The 23,651-nt window shown below is 55.2% G+C and carries 24 protein-coding genes; 7 read left to right on the forward strand and 17 right to left on the reverse strand.

Annotated features, from left to right (window positions below; all coding sequences use genetic code 11):
• Positions 1–85: 85 nt before the first annotated feature.
• From hpxZ to ACT3RR_RS00020, 4 genes are read right to left on the reverse strand one after another with little or no spacing between them, the layout of a single operon-like run.
• Positions 86–469, reverse strand: coding sequence for an oxalurate catabolism protein HpxZ (gene hpxZ / locus ACT3RR_RS00005; protein WP_496199484.1), 384 nt, complete (start codon positions 467–469; stop codon positions 86–88).
• A gap of 19 nt (positions 470–488) precedes the next feature.
• Entirely contained in the window at positions 489–1,889 is a 1,401-nt protein-coding gene (locus ACT3RR_RS00010; protein WP_496199485.1) for an AtzE family amidohydrolase, read from the reverse strand.
• Entirely contained in the window at positions 1,886–2,083 is a 198-nt protein-coding gene (gene hpxX, locus ACT3RR_RS00015) for an oxalurate catabolism protein HpxX (protein ID WP_353501140.1), read from the reverse strand. The genes ACT3RR_RS00010 and hpxX overlap by 4 nt, the downstream gene beginning before the upstream one ends.
• A gap of 20 nt (positions 2,084–2,103) precedes the next feature.
• A complete protein-coding gene (locus ACT3RR_RS00020) occupies positions 2,104–3,690 on the reverse strand; it encodes a gamma-glutamyltransferase family protein (protein ID WP_353501141.1) in 1,587 nt (528 codons plus the stop codon).
• A gap of 152 nt (positions 3,691–3,842) precedes the next feature.
• On the opposite strand from ACT3RR_RS00020, the gene ACT3RR_RS00025 reads away from it, so the two are divergent.
• From ACT3RR_RS00025 to hpxK, 7 genes are all read left to right on the forward strand, one after another.
• Positions 3,843–4,682, forward strand: a complete 840-nt coding sequence (locus tag ACT3RR_RS00025) for a MurR/RpiR family transcriptional regulator (protein ID WP_353501142.1) — start codon at positions 3,843–3,845, stop codon at positions 4,680–4,682.
• Between the two features lie 282 nt (positions 4,683–4,964).
• Positions 4,965–5,756, forward strand: coding sequence for a transporter substrate-binding domain-containing protein (locus tag ACT3RR_RS00030; RefSeq protein WP_353501143.1), 792 nt, complete (start codon positions 4,965–4,967; stop codon positions 5,754–5,756).
• A 21-nt stretch (positions 5,757–5,777) separates the two neighbouring features.
• Positions 5,778–6,443: an amino acid ABC transporter permease gene (locus tag ACT3RR_RS00035; protein ID WP_353501144.1), complete on the forward strand. Its 666-nt coding sequence runs from the start codon at positions 5,778–5,780 to the stop codon at positions 6,441–6,443.
• Between the two features lie 2 nt (positions 6,444–6,445).
• Positions 6,446–7,096: an amino acid ABC transporter permease gene (locus ACT3RR_RS00040; protein ID WP_154146353.1), complete on the forward strand. Its 651-nt coding sequence runs from the start codon at positions 6,446–6,448 to the stop codon at positions 7,094–7,096.
• On the forward strand, positions 7,096–7,845 hold the full coding sequence (locus ACT3RR_RS00045; protein ID WP_396130068.1) for an amino acid ABC transporter ATP-binding protein: 750 nt from the start codon (positions 7,096–7,098) through the stop codon (positions 7,843–7,845). The genes ACT3RR_RS00040 and ACT3RR_RS00045 overlap by 1 nt, the downstream gene beginning before the upstream one ends.
• A gap of 43 nt (positions 7,846–7,888) precedes the next feature.
• Complete coding sequence (locus tag ACT3RR_RS00050; protein WP_496199486.1) at positions 7,889–9,127, forward strand: pyridoxal-phosphate-dependent aminotransferase family protein; 1,239 nt, start codon at positions 7,889–7,891, stop codon at positions 9,125–9,127.
• Positions 9,127–10,368 (forward strand): allantoate amidohydrolase, encoded by a 1,242-nt coding sequence (gene hpxK / locus ACT3RR_RS00055; RefSeq protein ID WP_496199487.1) that lies wholly within the window; start codon positions 9,127–9,129, stop codon positions 10,366–10,368. The genes ACT3RR_RS00050 and hpxK overlap by 1 nt, the downstream gene beginning before the upstream one ends.
• A 57-nt stretch (positions 10,369–10,425) precedes the next feature.
• On the opposite strand, the gene ACT3RR_RS00060 is transcribed toward hpxK, so the two are convergent.
• The 13 genes from ACT3RR_RS00060 to ACT3RR_RS00120 form a co-directional block, all read right to left on the reverse strand.
• A complete protein-coding gene (locus ACT3RR_RS00060; protein WP_353501147.1) occupies positions 10,426–11,697 on the reverse strand; it encodes a glutamine amidotransferase-related protein in 1,272 nt (423 codons plus the stop codon).
• Positions 11,698–11,863: 166 nt separating this feature from the next.
• Positions 11,864–12,637: an amidohydrolase gene (locus ACT3RR_RS00065; protein WP_353501148.1), complete on the reverse strand. Its 774-nt coding sequence runs from the start codon at positions 12,635–12,637 to the stop codon at positions 11,864–11,866.
• Positions 12,625–13,785 carry a pyridoxal phosphate-dependent aminotransferase gene (locus tag ACT3RR_RS00070; protein ID WP_485901866.1) on the reverse strand — a complete coding sequence of 387 codons (1,161 nt, stop codon included), beginning with the start codon at positions 13,783–13,785 and terminating at the stop codon, positions 12,625–12,627. Before ACT3RR_RS00070 ends, ACT3RR_RS00065 begins: the two co-directional genes overlap by 13 nt.
• Positions 13,786–13,909: 124 nt before the next feature.
• Positions 13,910–14,722 carry a prepilin peptidase gene (locus ACT3RR_RS00075; protein WP_496199488.1) on the reverse strand — a complete coding sequence of 271 codons (813 nt, stop codon included), beginning with the start codon at positions 14,720–14,722 and terminating at the stop codon, positions 13,910–13,912.
• A gap of 21 nt (positions 14,723–14,743) precedes the next feature.
• Positions 14,744–15,772 carry a type II secretion system F family protein gene (locus ACT3RR_RS00080; protein ID WP_353501151.1) on the reverse strand — a complete coding sequence of 343 codons (1,029 nt, stop codon included), beginning with the start codon at positions 15,770–15,772 and terminating at the stop codon, positions 14,744–14,746.
• Positions 15,756–17,285 carry an ATPase, T2SS/T4P/T4SS family gene (locus ACT3RR_RS00085; RefSeq protein WP_437341989.1) on the reverse strand — a complete coding sequence of 510 codons (1,530 nt, stop codon included), beginning with the start codon at positions 17,283–17,285 and terminating at the stop codon, positions 15,756–15,758. The genes ACT3RR_RS00080 and ACT3RR_RS00085 overlap by 17 nt, the downstream gene beginning before the upstream one ends.
• Positions 17,282–17,776, reverse strand: coding sequence for a hypothetical protein (locus tag ACT3RR_RS00090; RefSeq protein ID WP_496199489.1), 495 nt, complete (start codon positions 17,774–17,776; stop codon positions 17,282–17,284). Before ACT3RR_RS00090 ends, ACT3RR_RS00085 begins: the two co-directional genes overlap by 4 nt.
• Positions 17,758–18,585, reverse strand: coding sequence for a hypothetical protein (locus ACT3RR_RS00095; protein ID WP_496199490.1), 828 nt, complete (start codon positions 18,583–18,585; stop codon positions 17,758–17,760). The genes ACT3RR_RS00090 and ACT3RR_RS00095 overlap by 19 nt, the downstream gene beginning before the upstream one ends.
• Before the next feature lie 6 nt (positions 18,586–18,591).
• Complete coding sequence (locus tag ACT3RR_RS00100; RefSeq protein ID WP_496199491.1) at positions 18,592–19,152, reverse strand: hypothetical protein; 561 nt, start codon at positions 19,150–19,152, stop codon at positions 18,592–18,594.
• The gene (locus ACT3RR_RS00105) at positions 19,149–20,618 is read right to left on the reverse strand and encodes a type II and III secretion system protein (protein WP_496199492.1); all 1,470 of its coding nucleotides are present in this window, start codon (positions 20,616–20,618) and stop codon (positions 19,149–19,151) included. The genes ACT3RR_RS00100 and ACT3RR_RS00105 overlap by 4 nt, the downstream gene beginning before the upstream one ends.
• An 18-nt stretch (positions 20,619–20,636) precedes the next feature.
• Positions 20,637–21,047: a TcpQ domain-containing protein gene (locus tag ACT3RR_RS00110; protein ID WP_496199493.1), complete on the reverse strand. Its 411-nt coding sequence runs from the start codon at positions 21,045–21,047 to the stop codon at positions 20,637–20,639.
• Between the two features lie 24 nt (positions 21,048–21,071).
• Positions 21,072–22,643, reverse strand: coding sequence for a type II secretion system protein (locus tag ACT3RR_RS00115; protein ID WP_496199494.1), 1,572 nt, complete (start codon positions 22,641–22,643; stop codon positions 21,072–21,074).
• Positions 22,644–22,705: 62 nt separating this feature from the next.
• On the reverse strand, positions 22,706–23,383 hold the full coding sequence (locus ACT3RR_RS00120) for a type IV pilus major pilin (protein WP_353503910.1): 678 nt from the start codon (positions 23,381–23,383) through the stop codon (positions 22,706–22,708).
• Between the last annotated feature and the right edge of the window lie 268 nt (positions 23,384–23,651).

A 23,651-nucleotide genomic window follows, 5' to 3' on the forward strand; every position in this document is an offset into this window, starting at 1 on the left:
CGGTGTGGGCCGGCGCCCACGGTTTTGAATTTGAAGTTAAGAAAGTTTCCTCAGCTTTCCAAAAGCTGAACCGCCCATGGTTCGGTCAAACCATCAAACTGACATGTGCCGCCACGATCTTCCAGCCACTCGGCATCTTCACCCATGTCTGCTGCTGGCGGCCGATTTTGTCGCTGCCTGCGCGGCGGAACTCGGTACTGGCGACAGCCATATCGTCGCCGAAGGTGGTGATGATGGTATTGACCAAATCACGGTCCAAACCCTGTGAAGGGCGGGAGGCGCGGAACGCGCGAATGGCTTCGATGCCGTATAGATTCTCGCCTGCGCCGAAGCGTACGGTGCGCGGGTCGTGCCAGAACAGCTCGTCGAGCACGTCAATATCATTGCTGATCAACGCCTGCTCATAACGGTAAAACGCGGCGTTCATTTCGGCCAAAATCGCCGGGCGGTCAATATTGTCAGTTTTCATTTTTTCTTCTCTGGTCAAATTATTCAGTTACCGGTGAGGTCAACACCTTCACCACGCCCTGTTGCTCAAGCGCCCACGCGGCGCGCAGACAGAGGTCTTCACGCCACGGTGGGGCAATCAGCTGTAAGCCAATCGGCAGGCCGCTGGCGGTTTGCACTGGTACCGAAACCACTGGCAAACCAAGGAAGGAGATGGGCTGAGTCAACATGCCCATGCTGGCGCGGGTTGGCAGGTCGGTGCCGTTAATATGAATCGTTTCCTGACCAATCAGCGTGGCGCTGCACGGCGTCGAAGGGGCGATCAAGATGTCCCAGTGCTCGAACAGCGGCAGAATTTTCTGCTGGAACTGATGGCGGAAACGCTGGGCCTGAACATACCACGCGGCGGGGATCATCGCCCCGGCTAATAAACGTTCGCGGGATAAGGGTTCGAACTGTTCTGGAATGGCGCGCAGCAGCGGCAAATACTGGTTGCCGCCTTCGGAAGCGGTGATCAGGAATGCCGCCGAGCGCGCCAGTTCGGCCTGCGGCATCTCCACCTCTTCTTGAGCTTCCAGCGCCTTCGCGACTTGCTTCACGGCGGCTTTGGCGTCGTCGTCACACCAAGTTGAGAAATAACCGCCGAGCACCGCCGTGCGAAGGCCCTGGTGCCCGCGGGTCAGGCGGCTGAAGGTTTCGGTGGTGGGTTTGTCGGCCTGAAAAGCATCCTGCGGGTCGGTGCCTTGCATGGCGTCATACACTTGAGACAGGTCAGAGGCGCAGCGGGCCAGTGGGCCGATATGGTCGAGGCTGGCGACAAACGGCTGGCTACCGCTGCGGGAGATGCGGCCGAAAGTGGGTTTCAACCCCAGAATACCGGAGAGAGAAGAGGGCACGCGGATGGAGCCGTTGGTGTCACTGCCGAGGCTGAAATGCACCAAGCCCGCAGCCACGGCTGCGGCGGACCCGCCGGAAGAGCCGCCCGCAATGCGTGAAGTGTCTCGAGGGTTGCGGGTCACGCCGTAGTGGCTGTTCTCGGTGGTGAAGCCGTAGGCGTAGGCATCCATATTCAGCATGCCGGAGAGCAGCGCGCCTTGGCTGGCAAGGCGTGAAACCGTCCACGCATCCTGTTTGGCGACCGGATTATTGCTGTTGAGGCTGGCTCCCGCCAGCGTTACCTGCCCGGTGACGTCGAGCAGGTTTTTCACCGCATAGGGCACGGCGGCCAGCGGTGGTAAAGTGCCGCCGCTGGCACGCAGTTTGTCGACTTTCGCCGCTTCGCTCAGCATGCGATCGCCGGTGACGTGGGTAAAAGCGTTGAGCGTCGGGTCACTCTTCTCAATATTATCCAAGGTGGCGCTGGCGATGTCAGTGGCCGATAGGTCGCCGCTTTGCAGCGCGTGGTGCAGCTGGCTGATGGTCAACTCTTCATAGGTTTTCATGCGCGATAAACCCCGGCAATCTCCAGACGCGGGTCGAGCGGCAGGTCCATCAGCGGCTGCGCCATCTGCGCGATGCGGCTGAACTGTGCCAATAATTCCCGACGACGGGCGTCGTCGAGCTCTAGCGCCAGCACGGACTCCATCTGGCTGATGTAGGCGGCCCAGTCGGCTGGGCGCGATGTTGTTTTGCTCATAGTGTTTCCCCTGTCAAAAATTAGAATCCGGCAGCGCTGCCGTTGCTGCGTGGGTCAAACGCGCCTTCAAACATGCCGTTGGTGTGGCGCACAATCGCCCCCGCGTGCCCGACCGCCTCGCTGTAATCCGCCAGCAGTTCTACTTCGTGGCCGCGCTGGCGCAGACCGGCTAGCGTGGCGTGTTCGAAACGCCCCTCCAGCTTTAATGAGTCCGAGCTTTCGCCCCAGGTGCGGCCCAGCAGCCAGCGCGGGCCGCTGATCGCCTGCTGCAATGACTGGCCTTGCACCACGTGGCGGATAAACACCGCCGCCTGGGTCTGCGGCTGGCCGTCGCCGCCCATTGCGCCGTAAACCATGGTGCGCCCGTCATACAGGCGCGCGGCGGCGGGGTTGAGGGTGTGGAAAGGCTGTTTGCCCGGCGCCAGCGCCAGCAGGTGGTCGGCGTCGAGGCTGAACGAGGCGCCGCGGTTCTGCCACAGCACGCCGCTCTCCGGCAGCACCACGCCGCTACCAAATTCGTGATAAATGCTCTGGATGAAGGAAACCGACAGCCCGCTGCTGTCCATCACGCCCATCCATACCGTGTCGCCCGGCCCTTTGCCTTTGCCCCAGTCGGCGGCGCAGTGCGGGTTAATGCGCGTGGCGAGGGCGTCGAGGTAGTCGGGTGCCAGCAGGCTTTGGGCGTCCTGAGTCATCATTTTTGGGTCGGTGATGTAGCGATCGCGCAGGCCGAAGGCCAGCTTGGTGGCTTCCACCACGCTATGAATGGTCGCGCCTTCATCCATGGTTTCCAGCGGCAGGCGGTCAGTCAGGCCGAGGATCGCCAGCGACACCAAACCCTGCGTCGGCGGCGTCAGGTTGAAGATTTCCCCTTTGCTGTGTTTGAGGCGCAGCGGATTACGACGCTGCGGGCGATAGGCGGCTAAGTCGTCACGGGTCAGCGGCATGCCCAATTTCTGCATGTCGGCGGCAAGGCTGTCTGCCAGTTCGCCGCGATAGAAGCTGTCCAGCCCGTCTTCGCACAGCATGGAAAGCGTCGAGGCCAGCTGCGGCTGGGTAAAGCGCGTACCGGCGCGCGGGATCTCGCCATAGGGCAGGAAGACGTCGGCGAAGGAGCGGATGTCGCGCAGCTCGTGATGCTTGGCGCGCGTGGCGGCCTCCTGCGAGGCGGTCACCGGAATGCCGTCGGCGGCGTAGCGAATGGCATCACCCAGCAGGCGCGACAGCGGCTTTTGCTCGCCCCCCAGCTCGGCAGAAACCTTTAGGGCTTCGTGCCAACCGCCGACGGTGCCCGCCACGGTCAGGGCGGCTTTCGGGCCGCGATGGGGGATGTGCGTCTCACCGGCGTAGAAATCCAGCGTGGCGTGCGTTCCGGCTGCGCCGCTGGCGTCGATAGCAATCGGGTTGCCCTGCGGCGGCACAATCAGCCAAAAACCGTCACCACCCAGCCCGTTCATATGCGGGTAAACCACCGCGATAGTCGCGGCGGCGGCGACCATGGCTTCAATGGCGTTCCCCCCTTCGCGCAGCACCGCGAGCGCACTTTGGCTGGCGAGATGATGAGGCGTGACCGCCATACCGAGCGGCGAACTATTACTGTTGATCATGGGTGGTCCTTGGCTTGTTTTTCTGCTGAATAACAAGCAAGAGATGTTCCACATCGGCAGGAATTCACTACTTTGGTGAATAATTTATGTTGCAAGGATAGATGCCGCGCATGATATGTTCGCCCTGAAACGAGAGTTGCGTAGGAGCAACAATGAAACAAATCGATGAGCGGCTGCGCGAGCACTATCCCGAGCTGACGCCGCAGGAGCAGCGGGTGGCGGACTTTATCTTCGCCAACATTGATGACCTGATGAGCTACAACAGCGCCGAGCTGGCGCGGCTGAGCGATGTGTCGAAAGCCACGGTCAGCCGCTTGTTCAAGCGTCTTGGTTACCCGAGCTACCGCGATATGCGCGACGAAGTGCGCACCCTGCGCCAGAGCGGCATGCCGCTGACCGACAGCCGCGATGCCGTGCAGGGCAACACCCTGTTATCGCGCCACTATAAGCAGGAAATGGCCAATCTGACCCAGTGGATGAATCAGATTGATGACCAGCAATTCACCGCGGTAATTGCTGCGCTGAGCAAGGCGCGGCAGGTGCGTTTACTGGGATTCCGCAACAGTTATCCGGTGGCGCTGCACCTGCGCCAGCAGCTGGTGCAGGTGCGTCAAGGCGTGATGATGATGCCGCAGCCGGGGCAAACGCTGGCGGAAGAGCTGGTGGATTTAACCGAGCAGGACGTGGTGATTTTCGTGGCGTTTCGCCGCAGGCCGCGCGCGGCAAGGGCTATCCTCAGCCAGCTTCAAGCCTTGAATGTGCCGGTATTGCTGATTTGTGAACCTCAGGCGCAGTCCCTGTTACCCATGGCGCGCTGGCATTTGGCGGCTTCCCTCGACAGCGTGTCGGCCTTTGACTCCTACTCGGCGGCGATGAGTTTGGCGAATCTGCTGAGCAATGCTTTGCTGCATGAAATGCTGGCTTCAGGCCGACAAAGAATCCATCAAATCAGCGACCTTTATAGCGACCTCGACGAGCTAGAACAGCGCTAAACCCCGCCTCTTTTTTCTCTGCTTCACCGTTGTGCATCATTTCAGGCGCTTTTTTGGTGCCTGCGCACAACGGCAGTGCAACAACTCACCCACTTCTTTTACCTCATTGCCCCGTAACGAGGCAACTGACTTCGCCAACTCTCCTTTTCTAGCAGGCTTTTTACCGCCTGAGGGGCGGCCGTGGCGCTATTTCACCAGACTCATCGTTTTTGGCACATTAGTTGCAAAACACATTTTATAAGAATCTAACGTTTCACAAATTTAATCACCGGAGATAATCTAATGAAAATGAACAAACGGTTGTTGGCTTGGGTTGGTGCAGCAATGTTGGTTTTCCAGGCGTCGAGCGTGATGGCCGATCAGCTGCAAGATATTCAAAAGCGCGGCGTGCTGCGGGTTGCGGTGCCACAGGACTTCCCGCCGTTTGGTTCAGTGGGCAAAGATTTGCAGCCTGAAGGTTATGACATCGACATGGCGCATTACCTCGCCGACAAGATGAAACTTAAGTTGCAACTGGTTCCGGTGAGCAGCGCCAACCGCGTGCCTTACCTGCAAACGGACAAAGTGGACTTGGTTATCTCAAGTCTGGGTAAGAACGCCGAACGTGAAAAAGTGATCGACTTCAGCAATGCCTACGCGCCGTTCTTCCTCGGCGTATTTGGCGCGAAGGGCGATAACGTCACTGACCTTAATGGTCTGGCGAACAAAACCGTTGGCGTGACACGCGGCGCGGTTGAAGACCTGGCCCTGACCGCCGTGGCACCGAAAGACACCAAAATTCAGCGTTACGAAGATAACAACACCACGCTGTCGGCTTACCTGTCTGGTCAGGTGGAACTTATCGCCACGGGTAACTTAGTGGTGGCGGCGATTGCTCGCCAGAACCCGGAAAAAGCGCCGGTTTCTAAAGTGTTGCTGAAGGATTCGCCGTGCTTCGTTGGCCTGCGTAAAGACGAGCCGGCGCTGAAAGACAAAGTGAACGCGCTGATTGCTCAAGCCGTGGCTGACAAGACCCTCAACGCGCTTTCCGAAAAATGGATGAAAGCGCCGCTGCCTGCGAATCTGGGTTCCTAAGCAGGATAGGGGAGAAATAGCATGACCTATCAGCTGAATTTTCTTGCGCTGTGGCCGTATATGCCGGAGCTGTTGTCCGGCCTTTGGACCACAATCCAGCTGACAGTCATGGCGACGGTTGGCGGTATCGCAATCGGTATCTGCGGGGCCGCCATCCGTTGCGGCAGTAACAAAACGCTGCGCGCGGTGTGGGGCATTTATGTCGAAATCATCCGTAATACGCCGTTCGTGGTGCAGCTGTTCTTCATCGTGTTTGGTCTGCCGGGCATTGGCCTGAAAATGACCGCCGGTGAGGCGGCGCTGCTGGCGATGCTGATTAATCTGGGTGCTTACAGCACGGAGATCATCCGCGCCGGGATTCAGGTGACGCCGAAAGGCCAGTGGGAAGCCGGGCGGGTGCTGGGGTTGACCCGCAGCCAGACCTTTTTGCGGGTGGTGCTACCGCCGTCGCTGAAGCGGATTTATCCGGCGCTGGTCAGTCAGTGCATCATTGTGATGCTCGGCTCGTCGGTGGTGTCGCAGGTGTCGTATGAGGAATTGACCTTCGCGGCCAACTTAATTCAGTCGCGCACCTTCCTGAGTTTTGAGGTGTATTTGGTGACAACGCTGTTCTACCTGCTGTTGTCGGTGGCGATGCGTCAGCTGCTGTTGTTTGCAGGCCGCCGCTTCTTTGGGAGTTACAGCTGATGATGACCTTTACCGATTGGGACATCGTGCGCAACCTGCTGTTGGCGGCGCGCTGGACCATTTTGCTGTCGCTGACGGCGTTTATCGGCGGCACATTAGTGACTTTGCCGCTGTTGTTGATTCGCCTGACCAAGCGCAGCTGGCCGACCCGCGCGGTGCGTTTGTACTCAGAGCTGTTTCAGGGAACGCCGCTGCTGATGCAGCTGTTTTTGGCCTTCTTCGGACTGGGGCTGTTTGGCATTGATGTCAGCCCATGGACCGCCGCCGCGCTGGCGCTGACCCTTTATACCAGCGCCTACTTGGTTGACATCTGGAGTGGCAGTATTGAAGCGTTGCCGAAGGGCCAATGGGAAGCCTGCCGCTGTCTGGGGCTGAGTTTCAGCCAGACCCTGTGGCGAGTCATTGCCCCGCAGGCGCTACGGATTGCGATTGCGCCGACGGTGGGGTTCTCGGTGCAGGTGATTAAAGGTACGGCGCTGGCGTCAATCATCGGTTTTGTCGAGCTGACCAAGGCCGGCACCATGTTGACCAACGTGACTTATCAGCCGTTCAAAGTGTTTGGATTAGTGGCGCTGGGCTACTTCCTGATGTGTTATCCGCTGTCGATGTACAGCCACTATCTTGAAAAATCGCTGCGTGGAGAGAACAAATAATGCCGCTGATCACGATTAACCAAGTGCAAAAATATTACGGTCAGAACCACGTATTGAAAGGCGTGGATCTGGACATCGACGGTGGTGAAGTTATCTCGATTATCGGCCGCAGCGGGTCAGGGAAAAGCACCTTGCTGCGCTGCATTAACGGGCTGGAAGGATATCAGGACGGCAGCATCAAGCTGGGCGGCATGACCATCACCAACCGCGATTCCCAAGCGCGTGAAATCAGCCGCTCGGTGGGCATGGTATTCCAAAACTTCAACCTGTTCCCACACATGACCGCGCTGGAAAACGTCATGCTGGCTCCCCGCCGCGTGCTGGGGAAATCAGCCGCCGAGTGCCGCGAGCTGGCGGCGCAGATGCTGGCGAAAGTGGGGCTGGCGGACCGGATGGACTATTACCCTTCCAACCTGTCTGGCGGCCAGCAGCAGCGCGTGGCCATTGCCCGCGCGCTGGCGATGAACCCGAAAGTGCTGCTGTGTGACGAAATCACCTCGGCGCTGGATCCCGAGCTGGTGGGCGAAGTGCTAAAAGTGCTGGAGCAGCTGGCGAAAGAGGGCATGACGCTGGTGCTGGTGACGCACGAAATGAATTTTGCCCGCGAAGTGGGCGACCGCGTGGTGTTTATGCATCAAGGCACCGTGTGGGAACAGGGCGAAAGCCGGGCGCTGTTTGCCAATCCGCAAACCGCCGAACTTAAACAATTTATCGCGTCAGTGCGCGGCTTAAACGAGGTCGCGGTCTGATGAGAAAAACACAACCCTACTCAACGACTTTAAAGGACTAACCATGTTGGATATTCAGAAATTTGGCCAAATCAATCCGCCAACTCGCCTGCTGATGGGGCCGGGGCCGATCAACGCCGATCCGCGCGTGCTGCGGGCGATGAGCAGCCAGTTAATCGGTCAATACGATCCGGTGATGACCGGCTATATGAACGAGGTGATGGCGCTGTACCGCGCGTTGTATAAAACCGACAATCAGTGGACTTTCCTGATCGACGGCACCTCGCGCGCGGGCATTGAAGCCATTCTGCTGTCGGGCATTCGCCCCGGCGATAAAGTGTTAGTGCCGGTGTTTGGCCGTTTCGGCCATCTGCTGTGTGAAATTGCCCGTCGCTGCCGCGCCGAAGTCCACACTATTGAGGCACCGTGGGGCGAAGTGTTCGACCCGCAGCAGATTGAAGATGCCATCAAGTCAGTGAAACCGCGCTGGTTGCTGACCGTACAGGGCGACACTTCAACCACCATGTTGCAGCCGCTGGAGCAGCTCGGCGAGATCTGCCGCCGCCACGGCGTGCTGTTCTACTCTGACGCCACCGCCTCCTTCGGCGGCAACCCGCTGGAAACCGATGCCTGGGGCTTAGACGCCGTGTCTGCCGGATTGCAAAAATGCCTCGGCGGCCCGTCAGGTAGCGCGCCGGTAACGATCGGCCCGCGCTTTGAAGAGCAGATCCGCCGCCGCAAGTGTGTCGAGGAGGGGATTCGCACCGCCGAGCACGCCGACGGCGATGAAGAGATGATCTACTCCAACTATTTTGATCTCGGCATGATCATGGATTACTGGGGCCCGGAGCGTCTCAACCACCACACCGAAGCGACCAGCATGCTGTTCGCTGCCCGCGAATGCGCCCGCATCATTCTTGAAGAAGGTTTGGATAACAGCATTGCGCGCCACAAGTTGCACGGCGATGCGCTGCTGGCCGGGATTCAGGGCATGGGTCTGGAAGTGTTCGGCGACCTGAACAACCGCATGAATAACGTGCTGGGGGTGGTTATCCCGCAGGGCATTCCGGGCGAGCAGGTGCGCCAGATGATGCTCAACGATTTCTCGATTGAAATCGGCACCTCGTTTGGCCCGCTGGCCGGCAAGATCTGGCGCATCGGCACCATGGGCTATAACGCCCGTAAAGACTGCGTGATGCAGACGCTGGTGGCGCTGGAAGCCGTGCTCAATCGTCTCGGTTTTGCGTCGAAATACGGCGCGGGTTCACAGGCCGCGTGGGACAGCTACGCGGGAGGCCAGTAATGGTTGCAGCTTCTACGCTGCTGGCCGCGCAGCGCGTGATGTCGCGCTGCGATGCCCTGGCAGAAATCACTGAAACGCCGGGTCAGCTGACCCGCGTTTACCTGTCGCCGGAGCATCTGCGGGCTAACCAATTGGTGGCCGAATGGATGCAGGCGGTAGGCATGAGCACCTGGACCGACAGCGTCGGCAATATTTGTGGCCGCTATGAAGGGTTGAACCCTGACGCACCCGCGCTGCTGCTGGGTTCACACCTCGACAGCGTGCGCAATGCCGGTCGCTACGACGGCCCGCTGGGGGTGCTCACCGCCATTGAAACCGTGGCTTATCTGCATCAAAACGCCATTCGTCTGCCGATGGCGGTAGAAGTGGTGGGCTTTGCTGATGAAGAGGGCACTAGATTTGGCATTACGCTGCTCGGCAGCCGTGGGCTGACCGGCACCTGGCCGGAAGGCTGGCTGGAGCGCACCGACGCGCAGGGCGTGTCCGTTGCCAACGCGATGCGCCAGATTGGGCTAGACCCGCAGAATATCTTGGCTGCGCGCCGTGCGCCGCAGGATTTTTGCGCCTATCTCGAGCTGCATATTGAGCAAGGCCCGTGCCTGCAATCGGCGGATTTACCTCTCGGCGTGGTGACGGCGATCAACGGCGCGCGCCGCCTGAACTGCCGTTTTATCGGCTATGCCGGACACGCGGGAACCGTGCCGATGGGTCAGCGTCAGGACGCCCTGACCGCCGCCGCAGAATGGACCTTAGCCATTGAAGCTATCACTTCGGCGAAAGGCGGGGATTTGGTGGCGACCGTTGGGCATATCGAAGCCTTGCCGGGCGCGGTCAATGTGATTCCAGGGCAGGTGAATCTGTCGCTGGACGTGCGCGGCCCGCAGGATGCCCCTCTCAACGCCTTGCTGGCGGAATTGCTGGCGAAAGCCCAAGAAATCGCCGCACGGCGCGGGCTGACCTTCGACGCCGAGCAGTTTTACAGCATCGACGCCACCGCCTGTGACGCCGAGCTACAGCAGCGTTTGGGCCACAGCGTGGCAAATCTGCAAGGCCAGTCGCTATTCCTGCCGAGCGGCGCGGGGCACGACGCCATCGCCATCGCCGAGTGCTGGCCGGTCGCCATGCTGTTCGTACGCTGCAAAGACGGCGTCAGCCATCACCCCGATGAATCCGTCACCGTCGAGGATGTCGCGGTGGCGACTCAGGCTTACATTGATACTTTGCTGAGCTTCGCGGAGTAATCCCTTCCTCAAACCCTCTGCCTAACACCAGAGGGTTTATTCAACTATTCCATCCCACTATCCCATCGAGAAATAGGACTGCTTGAGGCGTACGCTTTTGCTCAGGGTGGCGTGGCTGATGTCGCGTTGTCGATTGTTGTTGCGGATCTCTTGCAGGAAGGCCATTAGCAGTGAACTGGCGCGCTCGCGGCGAGATTGCAGCTCAGGATGGCTCTGAATGCCGACGAAGAAAGGATGATCGCGCAGCTCAACGGCGGCGATACCCCGGCCTTTTTCGCCGGTGGCGCTGACGTCAAGGCCCGCGCCCTGCAGTTCATCCACCAGTTCCGGGTTGAGGCTCCAGCGCTGGTTGTAACGCTGGGTCGATTCACGGCCGAGGATCTGCGCCATGCGACTGCCGGGCTGGCTGTAAATTTGCTGATTGCCCATGCTGCGCGCCGAGTTTTGCGGTACCGGCAGGCAGGTTTGTAAGGCATTGAGGGTGGCTGGCCCGTGCATCACCACGCGTTCGCGGCCGAGCGTTTTCTGGCCGAGAGCCGCCACCATGTGATGCATTCCCTGATTAATTCCCAGCGCGGGCAGACGATTATCCAAAGCCCAAGTGGCGATAGCCAGCAGGCCATTTTGCGGGTTTTCCCCCTGCGCGGGCAGCAGGCCCGGTAACAAAACGCCATCAATATCAAACAGCGTGCTATCGAGCTGGCTGCCCGACAGCGTTGGCGCTACGCCGACCACCTCAATGTTCAATGCCAGTGCATCGGCGGCGTCTCCTAGTGCAGCGAGCAGCGCCGGATAACTCTCCCGGTGCTCGCTCATTTCGCCCACTATTGCGACGCGTAATTTCTGCCCCGCACGCATCACCGGCTGTAATACTGAGCCAAAAGCCCAGCGACCGAAGATGTCCCTTGCCCAGCCGTTGCTGCGCATTTTTCCTGTATCGACATCCTCTAAATGGAACTTTTCCTGCTGTTTAACCACTTGTAATGATTCAACCTCGATGCCGTTTTCGGCGGCTCTTAGCGCCAGCTCGCGGTCCAGCGGTTGAATGGACGGAATAACGATATCTTCACGCAGGGCGCGGGTTATCAGGCTATCGAAGTCCATCTCTGCGCCGGGACTGCGTCCGGTCAGGCGCTCCAGCCACACCAGCCCGCTGGTCACTTGCTGCCCCTGTGCGGTGACGTGTTGGCGCGCATTAGTGAAGCGTTTGGCATCGTGAGTGACGGGCAGGTGACACAGCGGTAACGCGCGCAGTTCAGCAAGTATCGCGGCCATCGCGCCGTACAACGCAGGTTCGGGCGTGGAGTGTGCAATAAAGGTGATAGTCATCAGTAAGCCTCTGTCAGATGTTTTCGCGGATTAAAGGGATGCAAGAAGCGATCCACGTTAGAGAACCCTAAACAGCAGGAAGGGGATGACGCGCGACCAATCGTGGTGAAAATGCGAACCAGTTCGGCAGTAAGAGATCCCGGCCATCTCTGGCCGGAATAGATGTTTACTCGTGACGTAAGAAGGTATCGGCGTCGCGCCACGCCGGGAAGGCTTCGCGGTAGTCTTGCAGCGCCTCCAGCGACAGTTCAGCACTCAGCACAATGGCTGCGCCCGGCTCGGCGCGGGTCAAATCTTCCCCCTGCGGGTTGATGATCACGCTGTCGCCGCTGTAGTGATGGCCGTAATCGTCATCCCCCACGCGGTTACAACCGGCGACGTAAGCCTGATTTTCAATAGCGCGGGCGGTCAACAATGCCGACCAATGGCGGCTGCGCGGCGCTGGCCAGTTAGCCACATACAGCGCCAAATCATAATCTTGCTGATTGCGCGACCAGACCGGGAATCTCAGGTCGTAGCACACCTGCGGCAGAATTCGCCAGCCGCGCCACTCGACGACTTCACGCTTTTTCCCCGCCACATAATAGTTGTGCTCACCGGCCATGCGGAACAGGTGGCGCTTGTCATAGAAGTGAACTCTGCCCTGCGGCTCAACCAGCAGGAAACGGTTTACCGCGCCTTTATCGGTGTTCAGCGCGACGCTGCCGCCAATCATGGCATTCAGGGTTTTCGCCCACTTTTGCAGCCACTCCACCACGCGAACTTCCGGCAGTGCACGGTCGGGAGCCTGCATCGCGAAACCGGTGGTGAACATCTCGGGCAGCACAATCAGGTCGCGGTCGGTTAAAGGCGCCAGCAGGGCGTCGAAGTGGGCGAGGTTGGCTTCGCCGTCCAGCCAGACCAAGGGTTGTTGCAGTAATGAGAGTTTTAAAGTTGACACAGTCGCTCCGCAGCAGCGTCCAGCGTGGTTTCTTGTTTGGCGAAACACAGCCGGATCAGTTTGTGTGGGAAAGGTGCGGCGCAGAACACCGACATCGGGATCGCCGCGACACCAACATGTTCGGTCAGCCAGTGGCAGAATGCAACGTCATCTAAATCAGAGACATCGCTGTAATCGACCAGCAGGAAATAGGTGCCTTGGCTCGGCAGCACTTTCAGGCGACTGTTCGCCAGGCCCTTGGCTAAACGATCGCGCTTGGCCTGATAAAACTCGGGCAGCGCCTGCCAGTGTTGCGGCTCTTGGCGCAGCATGTCGGCCAGCGCCAGCTGCACCGGGGTGGTGATGGAGAAGGTCAAGTATTGATGCACTTTACGCAATTCGGCAGTGATGATCGCGGGGGCAATGCAGTAGCCGACGCGCCAGCCGGTCATGTGGAAGGTTTTGCCGAAGGAGGAGACGGCAATCGCGCGCTGGCGCAACTCAGGGTGGCGCAGCACGCTGGCATGGCCTTCGGGCGCGAAGCAGATGTGCTCGTAGACTTCATCGCTGAGCACGAAGATGTCGTGCTCAGCGATGTGCTGCCAAAGCTGCTCGATATCCTGATGACTTAGCGTCGTTGCCGAAGGGTTATGCGGCGTATTGATAATAACCAGCTTAGTGCGACTGCTAATTTGGTCGGCAAAGGCCGCCCAGTCGATGCTAAATTCCGGCGGCTGGAGCTGAATGCGCTTCATCACCCCGCCCGCCAGTTCAACGGCTGGTGCATAGCTGTCATAGCTTGGGTCGAAGGCAATCACTTCGTCACCTTCGCGGATCAGTGCGGTGATGGCGATATATAAGGCTTCCGTGGCCCCGGCGGTGATGGTGATGTCGCTGGCGGCATCCGGCGCGTAGCCATAAATCTGCGCCGTTTTCTCGGCAATAGCTTCGCGCAGCGCGGCGGTACCGGTCATCGGCGCGTACTGGTTGGCACCCTGACTGACGTGATGCGCAAGGCGCTGTTTGAGGTAGTCCGGGCCGTCAAAATCGGGAAAACCTTGTGACAGATTAATGGCATTGTGCTGCTGGGCGAGGGCACTCATCTGGGTAAAAATGGTCGTGCCCAAGGCCGGAAGTTTACTTTGTGGGATCAGCGCTGCTTTACTCATGGCGTGCCTGCATTAGGGTCTTAAGTTTCCCCGATGATAACACGCTGTTTTCATATGGCAATCAAGACGCTTAGATGGCTAAATGCCAATTTCATCTAGCCCAGCGCTAAACTGTCTATGCCCGTCACGACAGATTTAGATGGAACAGCAGCAGGGTCGCCAAGGCAATGGACGGCCCAAAAGGGAAGTAGGGCGGCTCTGACCCGGTGGGCTGTTTAAGGCGACGTCGGCGCATTACTGACAGAATATGTGCCACGATGCCAAACAGCGCCGAGGCCAGAATCAGCTGCGGCAGGGCCTGCAGGCCACACCACGCGGAGCCCGCAGCGAAGAGTTTGATGTCGCCCCACCCCAAGCCTTCCATCCGACGGGCTTTCTGATATCCCCAACCCAGCGCGCTAAGTACGCCCCAGCTCACTATCACGCCCAGCACGGCATCGGCCAGCGGCAGGGGCAGATAGCCCATTGCCGACGCGGCAAGGCCACTCCACAGCAGCAGAAACACCAGCGGATCGGGCAGCAGCAGATGGTGAAAATCAATCACCGACAGGCAGAGCAAAATGGCGAACATCAGGGCAAACAGGCCCAGTTGCACTTCACTGTAGGCTGGCACGTAGCGGAGTGCTAACAGCAGGAAAGCCAGTCCGGTGAGGGCTTCAATCAGCGGATATTGTACGGATATCGGCATGTGGCAGTGACGGCAGCGGCCGCGCAGCAGTAGCCAACTCAGCACGGGAATATTGTCGCGCTTCGCCACCTTTTCCTTACAGTTCGGGCAGTGCGAGGCGGGCCAGCTTAGGTTTATGGCAGGCGCGGCGGCGTCGTCGCGGTACAGCATCAGCGGCAGTCGGTAGATCACCACATTTAAAAAACTGCCAATGATCAGGCCAATCAGGCACATCAGCGGGGGGTAAAACAGGCGCAAAAATTCGGTCACGGGCGTAGTCCAGACAGGTGGTTAGAAGGAGGTCATTTGGGAGATGGCGTCTGATAGGGCAAACAGTGAGATAAAGACCCAAATCACGCAGCCGCCGAGCACCAGCGTGGCGAGGGATTTCAGCAATCCGGACAATTTATGAATATATTCCTGAATCTTGTCCCGCGAGCGGCTGGAAACTGAGTTAAGCACCTGATTAAAAGAGGGAAGTCCGGCGTACAGGCTGATGTTTAACAGCTCCTCATGCCCAAACAGGCCGCTATCGAGGGCTTCCCCGTAGTTTTGGCCGTGGGACATCTTATACAGCATGCTATCGATATGGTGTCTGAGCCAGCGATTGGAGTTTAACTTGATGATTTCCAAAGCATCGTTAATGGGAATACCGTTTTTCAGCATCAGCGCCATATTGTTAAGAAATACCGATGCGCCAATCTGTTTATAGGTGGAGAAGGGCAGGATTTTATCCAGACAGCGATCGCGGAAGAAGCCCGTCAGGTTGCCCATGGTAAAGCGAATCAGGAAAACGCCAGCGATGACGCCCACGACGATTTTTAGCCATAAGCCTTCAACCAGCGCCTTGCCGAAGTGGTACAACGCCTGCGTCACGCCCGGCCAACTGTTGATGGGCACCACCGCTTCAAAGGCGGGAAACACCTTGACGGCGTAACCCGCGATCACGATAAACGCCAGCACCAGCATGATGATCGGGAAGATCACCGCCGAAATAAGTTTTTTACTCAGTTCGGCGTTGTAGCGAATGACGTTAACCAGCGTCAGAAAGCCGTCGGCGAGGCTGCCACTGCGCTCGGCGGCGTGAATAACGCTGAGCTCATCGCGCGGGATAAGTTCTTCAAAAACCGCGGATATCGAGGTGCTCTCGCGCATTCTGTCGGTAATGTTTTTGAGCTTATGGCTGAAGCCTTTGCCCAGCAATTTTGCCCCTTCTTGCTGGAGTTTGAGCAGCGTGTCATACAGCGGCAGCTCGGCATGGATCATGTCGGCGCAAAATTGGTAAAGATAAAGACGCTGCGATTTAGCTAATTTTCTCAAGCAGAACCTCCATGTCCTCTTCAAGCAGGGTGCCAAACTCCATGGCAAACCAGTTGGCGCAGACGCGTCCTTCCAGCACGGCGGCCAACACTTTCTCTTTGATTTCAAAACCCTCGGTGAGTGAGGTCGAAAGGGCGCGTTTGTTGCGCCACAGGCCATAGACTTTGAGCCACTGCTCTTTGGCGATACATTCCAGCTCGGCGTGAGTTGGCAACATGTATTCCACCACCAGTTGCCTACCCGCCACGCCGGTATGCTTGCAGGCGTCGCAGCCATCGCTATTCCGGGCAAACAGGGCGTAGGCCTTGCCGTAGTCGGTGGCGCGGGTGGATTTTTTGCAGGCGTTACACAAGATAGGGACCAGCTTTTGGCACTGGAGTCCGGCAATAAAGCCGGGCGTCGAGAGCTTATCGCTGGTGATGCCCATGGCGCACAGGCGCTGCAACAGCGAAACAATATTGCCGGCGTGGACCGTGGTGAAGCAGTAGTGACCACTTTCGACGGCTCCGGCCAGCGCGTTGGCGGAGATGCTGTCGCGAATTTCCCCCACCATCAGCACGTCCGGGTCGCGGCGCAGCGCGGATTTGATGGCGACGTGAAAACCGCCGTCTTCGGCATTCAGCACCGAGCTTTGCTTCGCGCCGTAGATTTGATACTCCACCGGATCTTCGACGGTGAGGAAGCAGCCTTTGTCGCCATAGCGATTGATCTGCAACCACTCCATCAGATTCTTTAAGGTGGTCGATTTCCCCGATCCCGTGGTGCCCGAGATGATGTAGGCGCCGTACGGGTTGCGCAGGATTTTTTTCAGGTCGTCCAATTCGGCATGGCTGATCCCCAGCTTATCCAGGCTGGCGACCACGGTTTTTGACACGCCGGAGGGGATGATGCGCAGCACGGCGTGGTAGCAGCCATCCTCTTCGCCAAAAATCGGAAAGTGGGCATAGCGAAAGCGATAACTCTTCTTGTTCAGCATGTAGAGAATGTTGGCGCTCTGCGGAATGTTGCGATTCCAGGTGGTGTCTTTGGTGCTGGCCTCCACGTTGTAGAGCACGAAGACCAGCTCATCGCATTTCTGCGATTTCATCTGCATGTAGAGTGTCAGCACGCCATTGATGCGCAGCTCAATGATCGCCACCACTTCATTGCGGGTGATATGCAAATCGCTGGCGCCGGAGTCCACGGCGTAGAGCAGGATCTGCTCCAGCGTTTTTTGGGTTGAGCTGGTGCCCAGCGCGGCTAACTGGCGATTCTGCGAGGATAGCTCTTCAAGGATTTCGTAATACGCGCCGTCGCTGACCTGCACGATGCCGCTGATGTTCGGCGACTGGGCTTTGCTCAGCCGCCAGAGATCAAATTGGATCAGCGGCAGATACTCCAGCAGCGGGCGCGGGCAAATCAGGTAGTGCTTATCTGCCAAAGAGGCCGTGAGCAGGTGCTCATCATATTCTTTAAACAGCCAGCCGCTGCCGGTGATATCGGGAGACTCAAGTTTCAGGTATTCAAAGCTCACGGCGTGACTTCCTTAATGGTCACTAACCCATCCGGAGCGCCGGGGAACAGCCTGTACGCCTTGCCGTTGGCGTGAAAAACGTCGTCGAGGCGCATCATTTTGACCTGTTTGCCCGTCGACACGGCTACGCGCTGAACCCCGGCGATATTAGAAACCAGCAGGACTTTAGGCTCGCTGGAGAAGGGCATTTGGGCGCTGCTGGCCTGACTGTAGGAGGGCGATGACGATGACTCATCGTCTAGAAAGGGCGCATTTTTAAGCTTATGCAGCTTGCTTCTTAGCTCTTCCAGCGCCAGCTCGTTAGCCAGCTTTCTATGCTCCGTTTCAAAGAAGAAGTTATCTTCCATCATGCTGGCAATGTGATCCTGCTCGGGCGCCTCTGCCGGAATTTCAACATTAGGCTTTGCCAGAGGCGGGAAGATATTTTCGGCCTGCGCACTCAGGGTAGCGGGGAATAGCAACAGCGATGCTATCAATGTCCATTTTTGCATAACAATCCTCCTGATATTTTTGTCCCTTTTTCACTCACGACGACCTCTTTAATAAAGAAGGCATCCGGATAGGCGAGCGTGGTGAAATATTGCATCACATAAATAGACGCCCTCGGAAGTTCTATCTCCCATGTGGCATTTAATATGTTGTACCGCCGGGCAAGGCGCGCGCCGATCTCTTGCTCTAGGGGCGCAACTGAAGACTCCGGCGCGGTAAGGAGGTTTAATTTCTCTTTATTCGCCACGGTGGTGTTGTGGGAGTGAATATAACTCAATAAATTGACGCATTGCGGCAATGTAATAGCGTCGCCAGATTGATATTTTTGCAGCAAAGGATGATTTTCCAGCTTTGATGGCACCCCTTGATAGTCGATTTCGCTCGCAGAGAAGCTGGCCATAAAATAGTGATGCCAAAATTTCTTTAGCTGTAAGCTAAATATCGCATGATCTTTCAATAGATATTGGAAATTACAGCTGGTGCTGTCGCAGGTAATGTTTTCTTCCCGGTAGCCTGCTATTTCCAATGGAACCCGGCTGCGGGCGATCTCGGTCAGCAGCCTGTTGAGGCTACTGATATGCCCGCCGGTAAGACTGTCGAGATAATATTGTTTGACCTGTTGTACCTTCTGCTCAATCTGTTGTTGGGCAATCTGCTCCTGCGCCAGCCGCTCTTTTTTAGGGACATAAAGCAGGAAATAGGCTCCGCTGATCGACAGTAGAATAAAAATCACCAAAACCGTGACGATAATAATCGGCAGCCTGCGAGCGGAGAGGGTGATGTCTTTCCAGATATAGTCTTTATTCAGCATGGTTATTTATCCGGAGAAAAAGAAGTCCAACAGCACCAGGGTTAAACCCAATATGCCAATGCCAGCCAGCAGCAGGGCGCTATAGAAAAAGACGCGCTGTTTGCGCAGCCTTTTCTTGCGTTTTTCACACAATAAAACAACGGTTTCAATATGCTTATCTTGCAAGGGAATAATCTCTAAATGGCAATAAGCAGAGGTCGGCACCAGCCGTATCACCTCATTAAAAAAAGCTTTGCTCATTAACCGGTCCGTCCCGCTCATAATCTGGCCGTTATTAATGATTAATAAATAATAGTGATCCTCCGCGGTGGCGGCGTAATAAATGCCGTCGCCAAACTGCGTGTTGATATAGGTAGCGAAAGGATCATGTTGTAAAACCGGTTTATCCGTATAGCCATAGTGATTTTTATTTTGCTTATCAGCATAGACCACCTGATGATGGCTTTTTTTTGTGGCTTCTATCCATTGGCGATACCCCTTGGCGTTGCTCTCTGAGTTGGAATTCTCCCAGATTAACCCCGTCACGATATTGTTCTTGGTGAGTTGTTCAATAAAGTTATTTTTCATTTGTAGGTATAGGGCGCCTGATGATAATCAATACCCACCACCATCACGACGGTGGCATCTGACTGGTTGCTCTCGCCGCCCGCACCTAACAGCATGGCGCGCTGGCCGTCTGACGTCTCCGTGGCTTCATATTTGCTCACCATTAATAATGTGCCCGCCGTAACGGTGGAAACATTAAAAGTTTCAGTGGTAGTGACTACCGGAAGCTGAATCAAATCAAAGGTATCCAGACCATTTAAAAAGCGTTTGGTAAAACCACTGGAGACTTCTATTCTCCCGTCGGACAGAACTCGTGGGGTAATAATAAAGCTGGTGCCCGTAATGATTTTGTCGGTGGTAATTTCAATGGTTTCGCGGTTAGTCGTTTCATTAATGGTTCTGGTGCGGCCGGAAACATAATTTTGTCTCTTGGTCATATTTAACGGGATCGGCACATTATTGCGAGTGACGAAGGTGCCGCTCTGCAAAACCCGTGAGCCAGAAAGCTCATATAACGCGTCAAGCTGGGCATTAATATTCAGCATGCGCCCGGAGTCGGGCGTGTAGAACTGGCGCGATGCTTTAAGGCTTCCCTCTGCCGATTTCATCATCGCCGTGGAGAGGTTAATTCCCGTGCCACCGTTAACAAAGGCGAGGTTCAACGCTGCACCGGCTTTTTTAATTTTCCGCTTATCCAGCACAAAGACTTTATAGCTCACAATAAATTGTCGGCTATTGTCCGTCTGGTATTTTTTCAATATGGCGCTCAGCGTCTTATATTCAGAAGGTCTGGCGGTAAAGGTTAAAATAGAGGCATCTTTGAAAATGCTATACACGCCGCTGGAAACATACTTCTCCGCCATATCTTTAACGTCTTCCCAGAAGGAGGATTCAAACTTGGTTTCTGACTTGGCAACTAAGCCGCCTTCTGAGCTGACCTCATTACTCGACAGGTCGAGTGACGTTTCGGATTTATTATTTTGCCCATAGAAATCGAGTTTGATGGCATAGGTTTCATACAGCTTGGTGGTCAAAACATTATTGTGATCCAGACTGGCTGCTACATCATAAAGCGATGAGATGTAACGCATAAACTCTTCGAATGTGCCCTTAAAACTGATGCTGTGTGCTTGATCCTCAGGCTCTTGGTTGCTCGTTTTTTCGCTATTGGGCAGTGAATCATTGATGCGATAACTTATTCCCGCCTGGGCGGCGACGGTATCAAGCAAGGTCTGGAGATCGATAGGTTCATAGGATTCAATATTGATATTTTGACTCAATAGCTGCTGTTTTTTGGCGCTATATTCAACACGCTTGCCGAGGAAGGCCATGTTGTATTTTTGATAGGGGCGCGTTTTAGTATCATCTGCCTCGACCACCTGCGGCAGCTTATTGGCTTCGCTATCCAAATCATATTTTTGGTCAAAGTAGTGAGTGCAACCCGGCAACATGGCGGACAAGCAAAGTATCCATAATTTATTCTTCATCACTGTTTCCCTGTGAGATCACTGCCCATCAACGATTAATACTTTATTTTTGCTGTAAAACTTAATCACCAGGCCATAGTTTTCTGAGGCAAACATGTTTCCCAGGTCAGTAAGTATTTCATCATTGTTTTTTCCTGATATCACCGTATCGGTAAATATCATGTAATCACTGTCGCTATTCCACAGCAGTTTGTAGCCGACTTTATTGGCCCAAGTTTTAATTTCCTGACTTAATAGCCGGTTCTCATGCAGCACCAGAATTTGGTTCTGAATCGTCACTTCGGCGTGCAGCAGCGGTTTATTTAATAGCGAGCCAGATAACGTCGCGTTATCGTTTTTTACCGAGTGAGTGTCGCTATGCAGTGACGCGTAAGGCGTTGTGCTAATGAAAAAAATAAGTGCAGATAACGTTTTAAATATCCCTGTCATAATCACATCCTGAAGTTGCACTGATTAATTAGGTTGTCCAAATGGGTTTCTGAAATAACTACGTGAATAATCCACTTCAATAGTGCTACACCATCTGGTGATCACCACAGACACGGAACTTGGGTTACGGTAGCTAAAGGTTTTTTCATAGGCCCGGTTATAAGCCGCCACGGTGGAGGTCACGACCCATATCTTTCCGTAACGGTTAACCTGAATTTCAACTTTACTAAAATCAGAAGATATGGAGCTTGGAGCAATGGAACGAGTTAATGCCGGATTGGAATAATCTCTAAGGTGTGTCGCCACATTCTGTTTCGAGTTATAGGAAACATCGGACGATACGGAAGAAATGGCTGCCGCAATTCGCGGATAAAGCTGGCGATTATTTGGGCCAAGGGGGCAGCGCTGGACGGGCAGGGTGATTCTGCCCCCTTCTTCTAGCAGCGGTCCCATGTAATCTTGGTCATATCTGGCTCCCGCTAAAGGGGGAGCATCGGTATTCATGCTATTACCGAAGGCGGCATAGCTGATCAGCGGAATGGTGGTTAGTTCCGGCTTAGAATGGGTATATCTGCCCGGGCTTTCGAGGATCACGTTTGAAAGCAGGGTGCCCACCGTCTTGGTACCGTCGGGATTTTCTGCTTGCAGAACCAGCAGTTGGTTATCGGAATGGTTATAGCCTTGCCCGTCTGCACTTGAGAGGCAGAGCGTTGATTTTGATTTGGTGCCATCCCAGCAGAGCTTGTCAGCCCCGTTTTTACCTGTGTGCTCGTTTTTCGTGCTAACGGAGAAACGAATACCAAATTGCTGTTGCAGATGGCTTTCGGCACTGGCGATATAGCGACTCATGTCGCCAAAATTCACCGGCTCTCTTTTACTGTCGCTACCCGTCATCAGCAGCGTCCAGGCTGAATTCGCCGAGCTACCCAGAGGGCGAACCAGAATATGGGCGTGTGAATAGCTCAGTCCCGTACTCTCAAAGGCCTGATTAAAAGCCTGAAGGTAGCTATCGAACTTCAGCTTATCCTCTGCTTTTTGGGTCAAAGGCGTGTAGCTGAGAATAAAATCTACCCGATCGATATCCAAACGTGAGGGATCGCCGACAACATCAACGCGGACAATATTTAATACATCATTCTTAAGCTGGCTGGGGTAGGCGCAAGGAAGGTACTCTTTCTCGAAATGGTAGGGCGTATTTAATGATTCAGGCCCGCAGCTATTGCTGGTGAAATAGCTCCTTTGGCTTACAGAACTGTGCCATTCAAAGAATTTGGCGGTTTGCAGGGGATCCGCAAATTTATAATTAGTGACTCTTTTACTGTAAATATCTTTTCTGGCTCCGGTTAATGCTAAGTCATAAAGCGGATTGGTTTTTAAATGATTCCCTTTACCGTTTTCAATAACAGAAATCTTACCTTGCTGAATAAAGTCAATCAGGCCGCGTATCTCACCGGTTATCAGTTTTGCCGTCTGTCGTTGTTTAATTTCTTCAACTTTCTTTTGCTTTAAATCCATTGTAAAAGCCATGCCAAGGCCGATGATTGCCAGCACAATTAACATTTCAAGCAATGTGAAACCGCGAGAGAATTTATACACGATGAGGCCAATGTTATGGTCAGCAAAGAGATCCCTTCTCCCGCAGGAGAAGGGGGCGAGGCTTAGCGACTACCTAGCACAATGGCGTTATTGGCGTTGGCAGAACAAACGCCCAAGGTTGCCGCAGGGGTGATAGTGATGTTGCCGTTAGAATGCAGGCTTCTCAACACGGCAGGGCCCGGTGCGACATCAAGAGAGGCTGGCGCGGCGGCATCAACACCCGGCGCGGCGGACACCACGCCAACGTAGTCCCACTGATTACCGATTTGGGTAATGATGTTACGACACTGGGTTTGATCTAAACCGTTTACAGTCAGGAAGAAGCCTTTCAATCCTGCGGTGGCGACGGTGCTGATTCGGGTACCACCCATATGGAAGTAGTCGCCAGAAATGCCGTTTTTCGCTTCGGATTCAGACAGCTTGCCTAACTGCACTAATGCCGCGATCATCACTTTCGAGTTAGTGGTGTTGAGGATAGTGGTTGGCGTCATGTTAACCCCGGCGGTTGCTGAAGGAACCGGGTAGCTGGTATTTCGATAGGCTTCCTGTGCAGCCAAACGGATGCTGTTGGTGTTACTCACCAATTTAGTGATGGACTGGCTGCTGAAGGCGCGCTGTGCAAGCACCACCACCCCTGCGGCAATCGTCCCGACAATACCCAGAACGATAATGACTTCGAGTAATGACATCCCTCGCTGTTTTCTAAATTTTTTATACGCGTTAGCTTTATTCTTAAGCATATTAATTTGTTCTTTCACGACACATTCCTTATGTATGCTAATGGCGATTTGGAAAGACTGTAATTTTTGGCATTAAATAGATAATAAATAACCCCTGGTGCAGTGATTATTTAATCGCAGATATCTAATGGCAGAGAGATTGTTATGTATGCGCGAGATAAAATGCAATGGTTTTTTTGTCGAGAGTTAATGCTCTTATAATATTTTAATGGTTTTTATTCTGAGGTTTATTATCTGTTGTTTTTATATATTCGATTAATTAATTCTA

Origin of the sequence: Ewingella sp. AOP8-B2-18 (assembly GCF_052376015.1) — a bacterium.
Classification (GTDB): Bacteria; Pseudomonadota; Gammaproteobacteria; order Enterobacterales; family Enterobacteriaceae; genus Ewingella; species Ewingella allii.

Bases quoted from the DNA above. Each gene is read 5' to 3' on its own strand.
- hpxZ (WP_496199484.1), bottom strand. From the start codon at position 469: ATGAAAACTGACAATATTGACCGCCCGGCGATTTTGGCCGAAATGAAC.
- ACT3RR_RS00010 (WP_496199485.1), bottom strand. From the start codon at position 1,889: ATGAAAACCTATGAAGAGTTGACCATCAGCCAGCTGCACCACGCGCTG.
- hpxX (WP_353501140.1), bottom strand. From the start codon at position 2,083: ATGAGCAAAACAACATCGCGCCCAGCCGACTGGGCCGCCTACATCAGC.
- ACT3RR_RS00020 (WP_353501141.1), bottom strand. From the start codon at position 3,690: ATGATCAACAGTAATAGTTCGCCGCTCGGTATGGCGGTCACGCCTCAT.
- ACT3RR_RS00025 (WP_353501142.1), top strand. From the start codon at position 3,843: ATGAAACAAATCGATGAGCGGCTGCGCGAGCACTATCCCGAGCTGACG.
- ACT3RR_RS00030 (WP_353501143.1), top strand. From the start codon at position 4,965: ATGAAAATGAACAAACGGTTGTTGGCTTGGGTTGGTGCAGCAATGTTG.
- ACT3RR_RS00035 (WP_353501144.1), top strand. From the start codon at position 5,778: ATGACCTATCAGCTGAATTTTCTTGCGCTGTGGCCGTATATGCCGGAG.
- ACT3RR_RS00040 (WP_154146353.1), top strand. From the start codon at position 6,446: ATGACCTTTACCGATTGGGACATCGTGCGCAACCTGCTGTTGGCGGCG.
- ACT3RR_RS00045 (WP_396130068.1), top strand. From the start codon at position 7,096: ATGCCGCTGATCACGATTAACCAAGTGCAAAAATATTACGGTCAGAAC.
- ACT3RR_RS00050 (WP_496199486.1), top strand. From the start codon at position 7,889: ATGTTGGATATTCAGAAATTTGGCCAAATCAATCCGCCAACTCGCCTG.
- hpxK (WP_496199487.1), top strand. From the start codon at position 9,127: ATGGTTGCAGCTTCTACGCTGCTGGCCGCGCAGCGCGTGATGTCGCGC.
- ACT3RR_RS00060 (WP_353501147.1), bottom strand. From the start codon at position 11,697: ATGACTATCACCTTTATTGCACACTCCACGCCCGAACCTGCGTTGTAC.
- ACT3RR_RS00070 (WP_485901866.1), bottom strand. From the start codon at position 13,785: ATGAGTAAAGCAGCGCTGATCCCACAAAGTAAACTTCCGGCCTTGGGC.
- ACT3RR_RS00090 (WP_496199489.1), bottom strand. From the start codon at position 17,776: ATGCAAAAATGGACATTGATAGCATCGCTGTTGCTATTCCCCGCTACC.
- ACT3RR_RS00095 (WP_496199490.1), bottom strand. From the start codon at position 18,585: ATGCTGAATAAAGACTATATCTGGAAAGACATCACCCTCTCCGCTCGC.
- ACT3RR_RS00100 (WP_496199491.1), bottom strand. From the start codon at position 19,152: ATGAAAAATAACTTTATTGAACAACTCACCAAGAACAATATCGTGACG.
- ACT3RR_RS00105 (WP_496199492.1), bottom strand. From the start codon at position 20,618: ATGAAGAATAAATTATGGATACTTTGCTTGTCCGCCATGTTGCCGGGT.
- ACT3RR_RS00110 (WP_496199493.1), bottom strand. From the start codon at position 21,047: ATGACAGGGATATTTAAAACGTTATCTGCACTTATTTTTTTCATTAGC.
- ACT3RR_RS00120 (WP_353503910.1), bottom strand. From the start codon at position 23,383: ATGCTTAAGAATAAAGCTAACGCGTATAAAAAATTTAGAAAACAGCGA.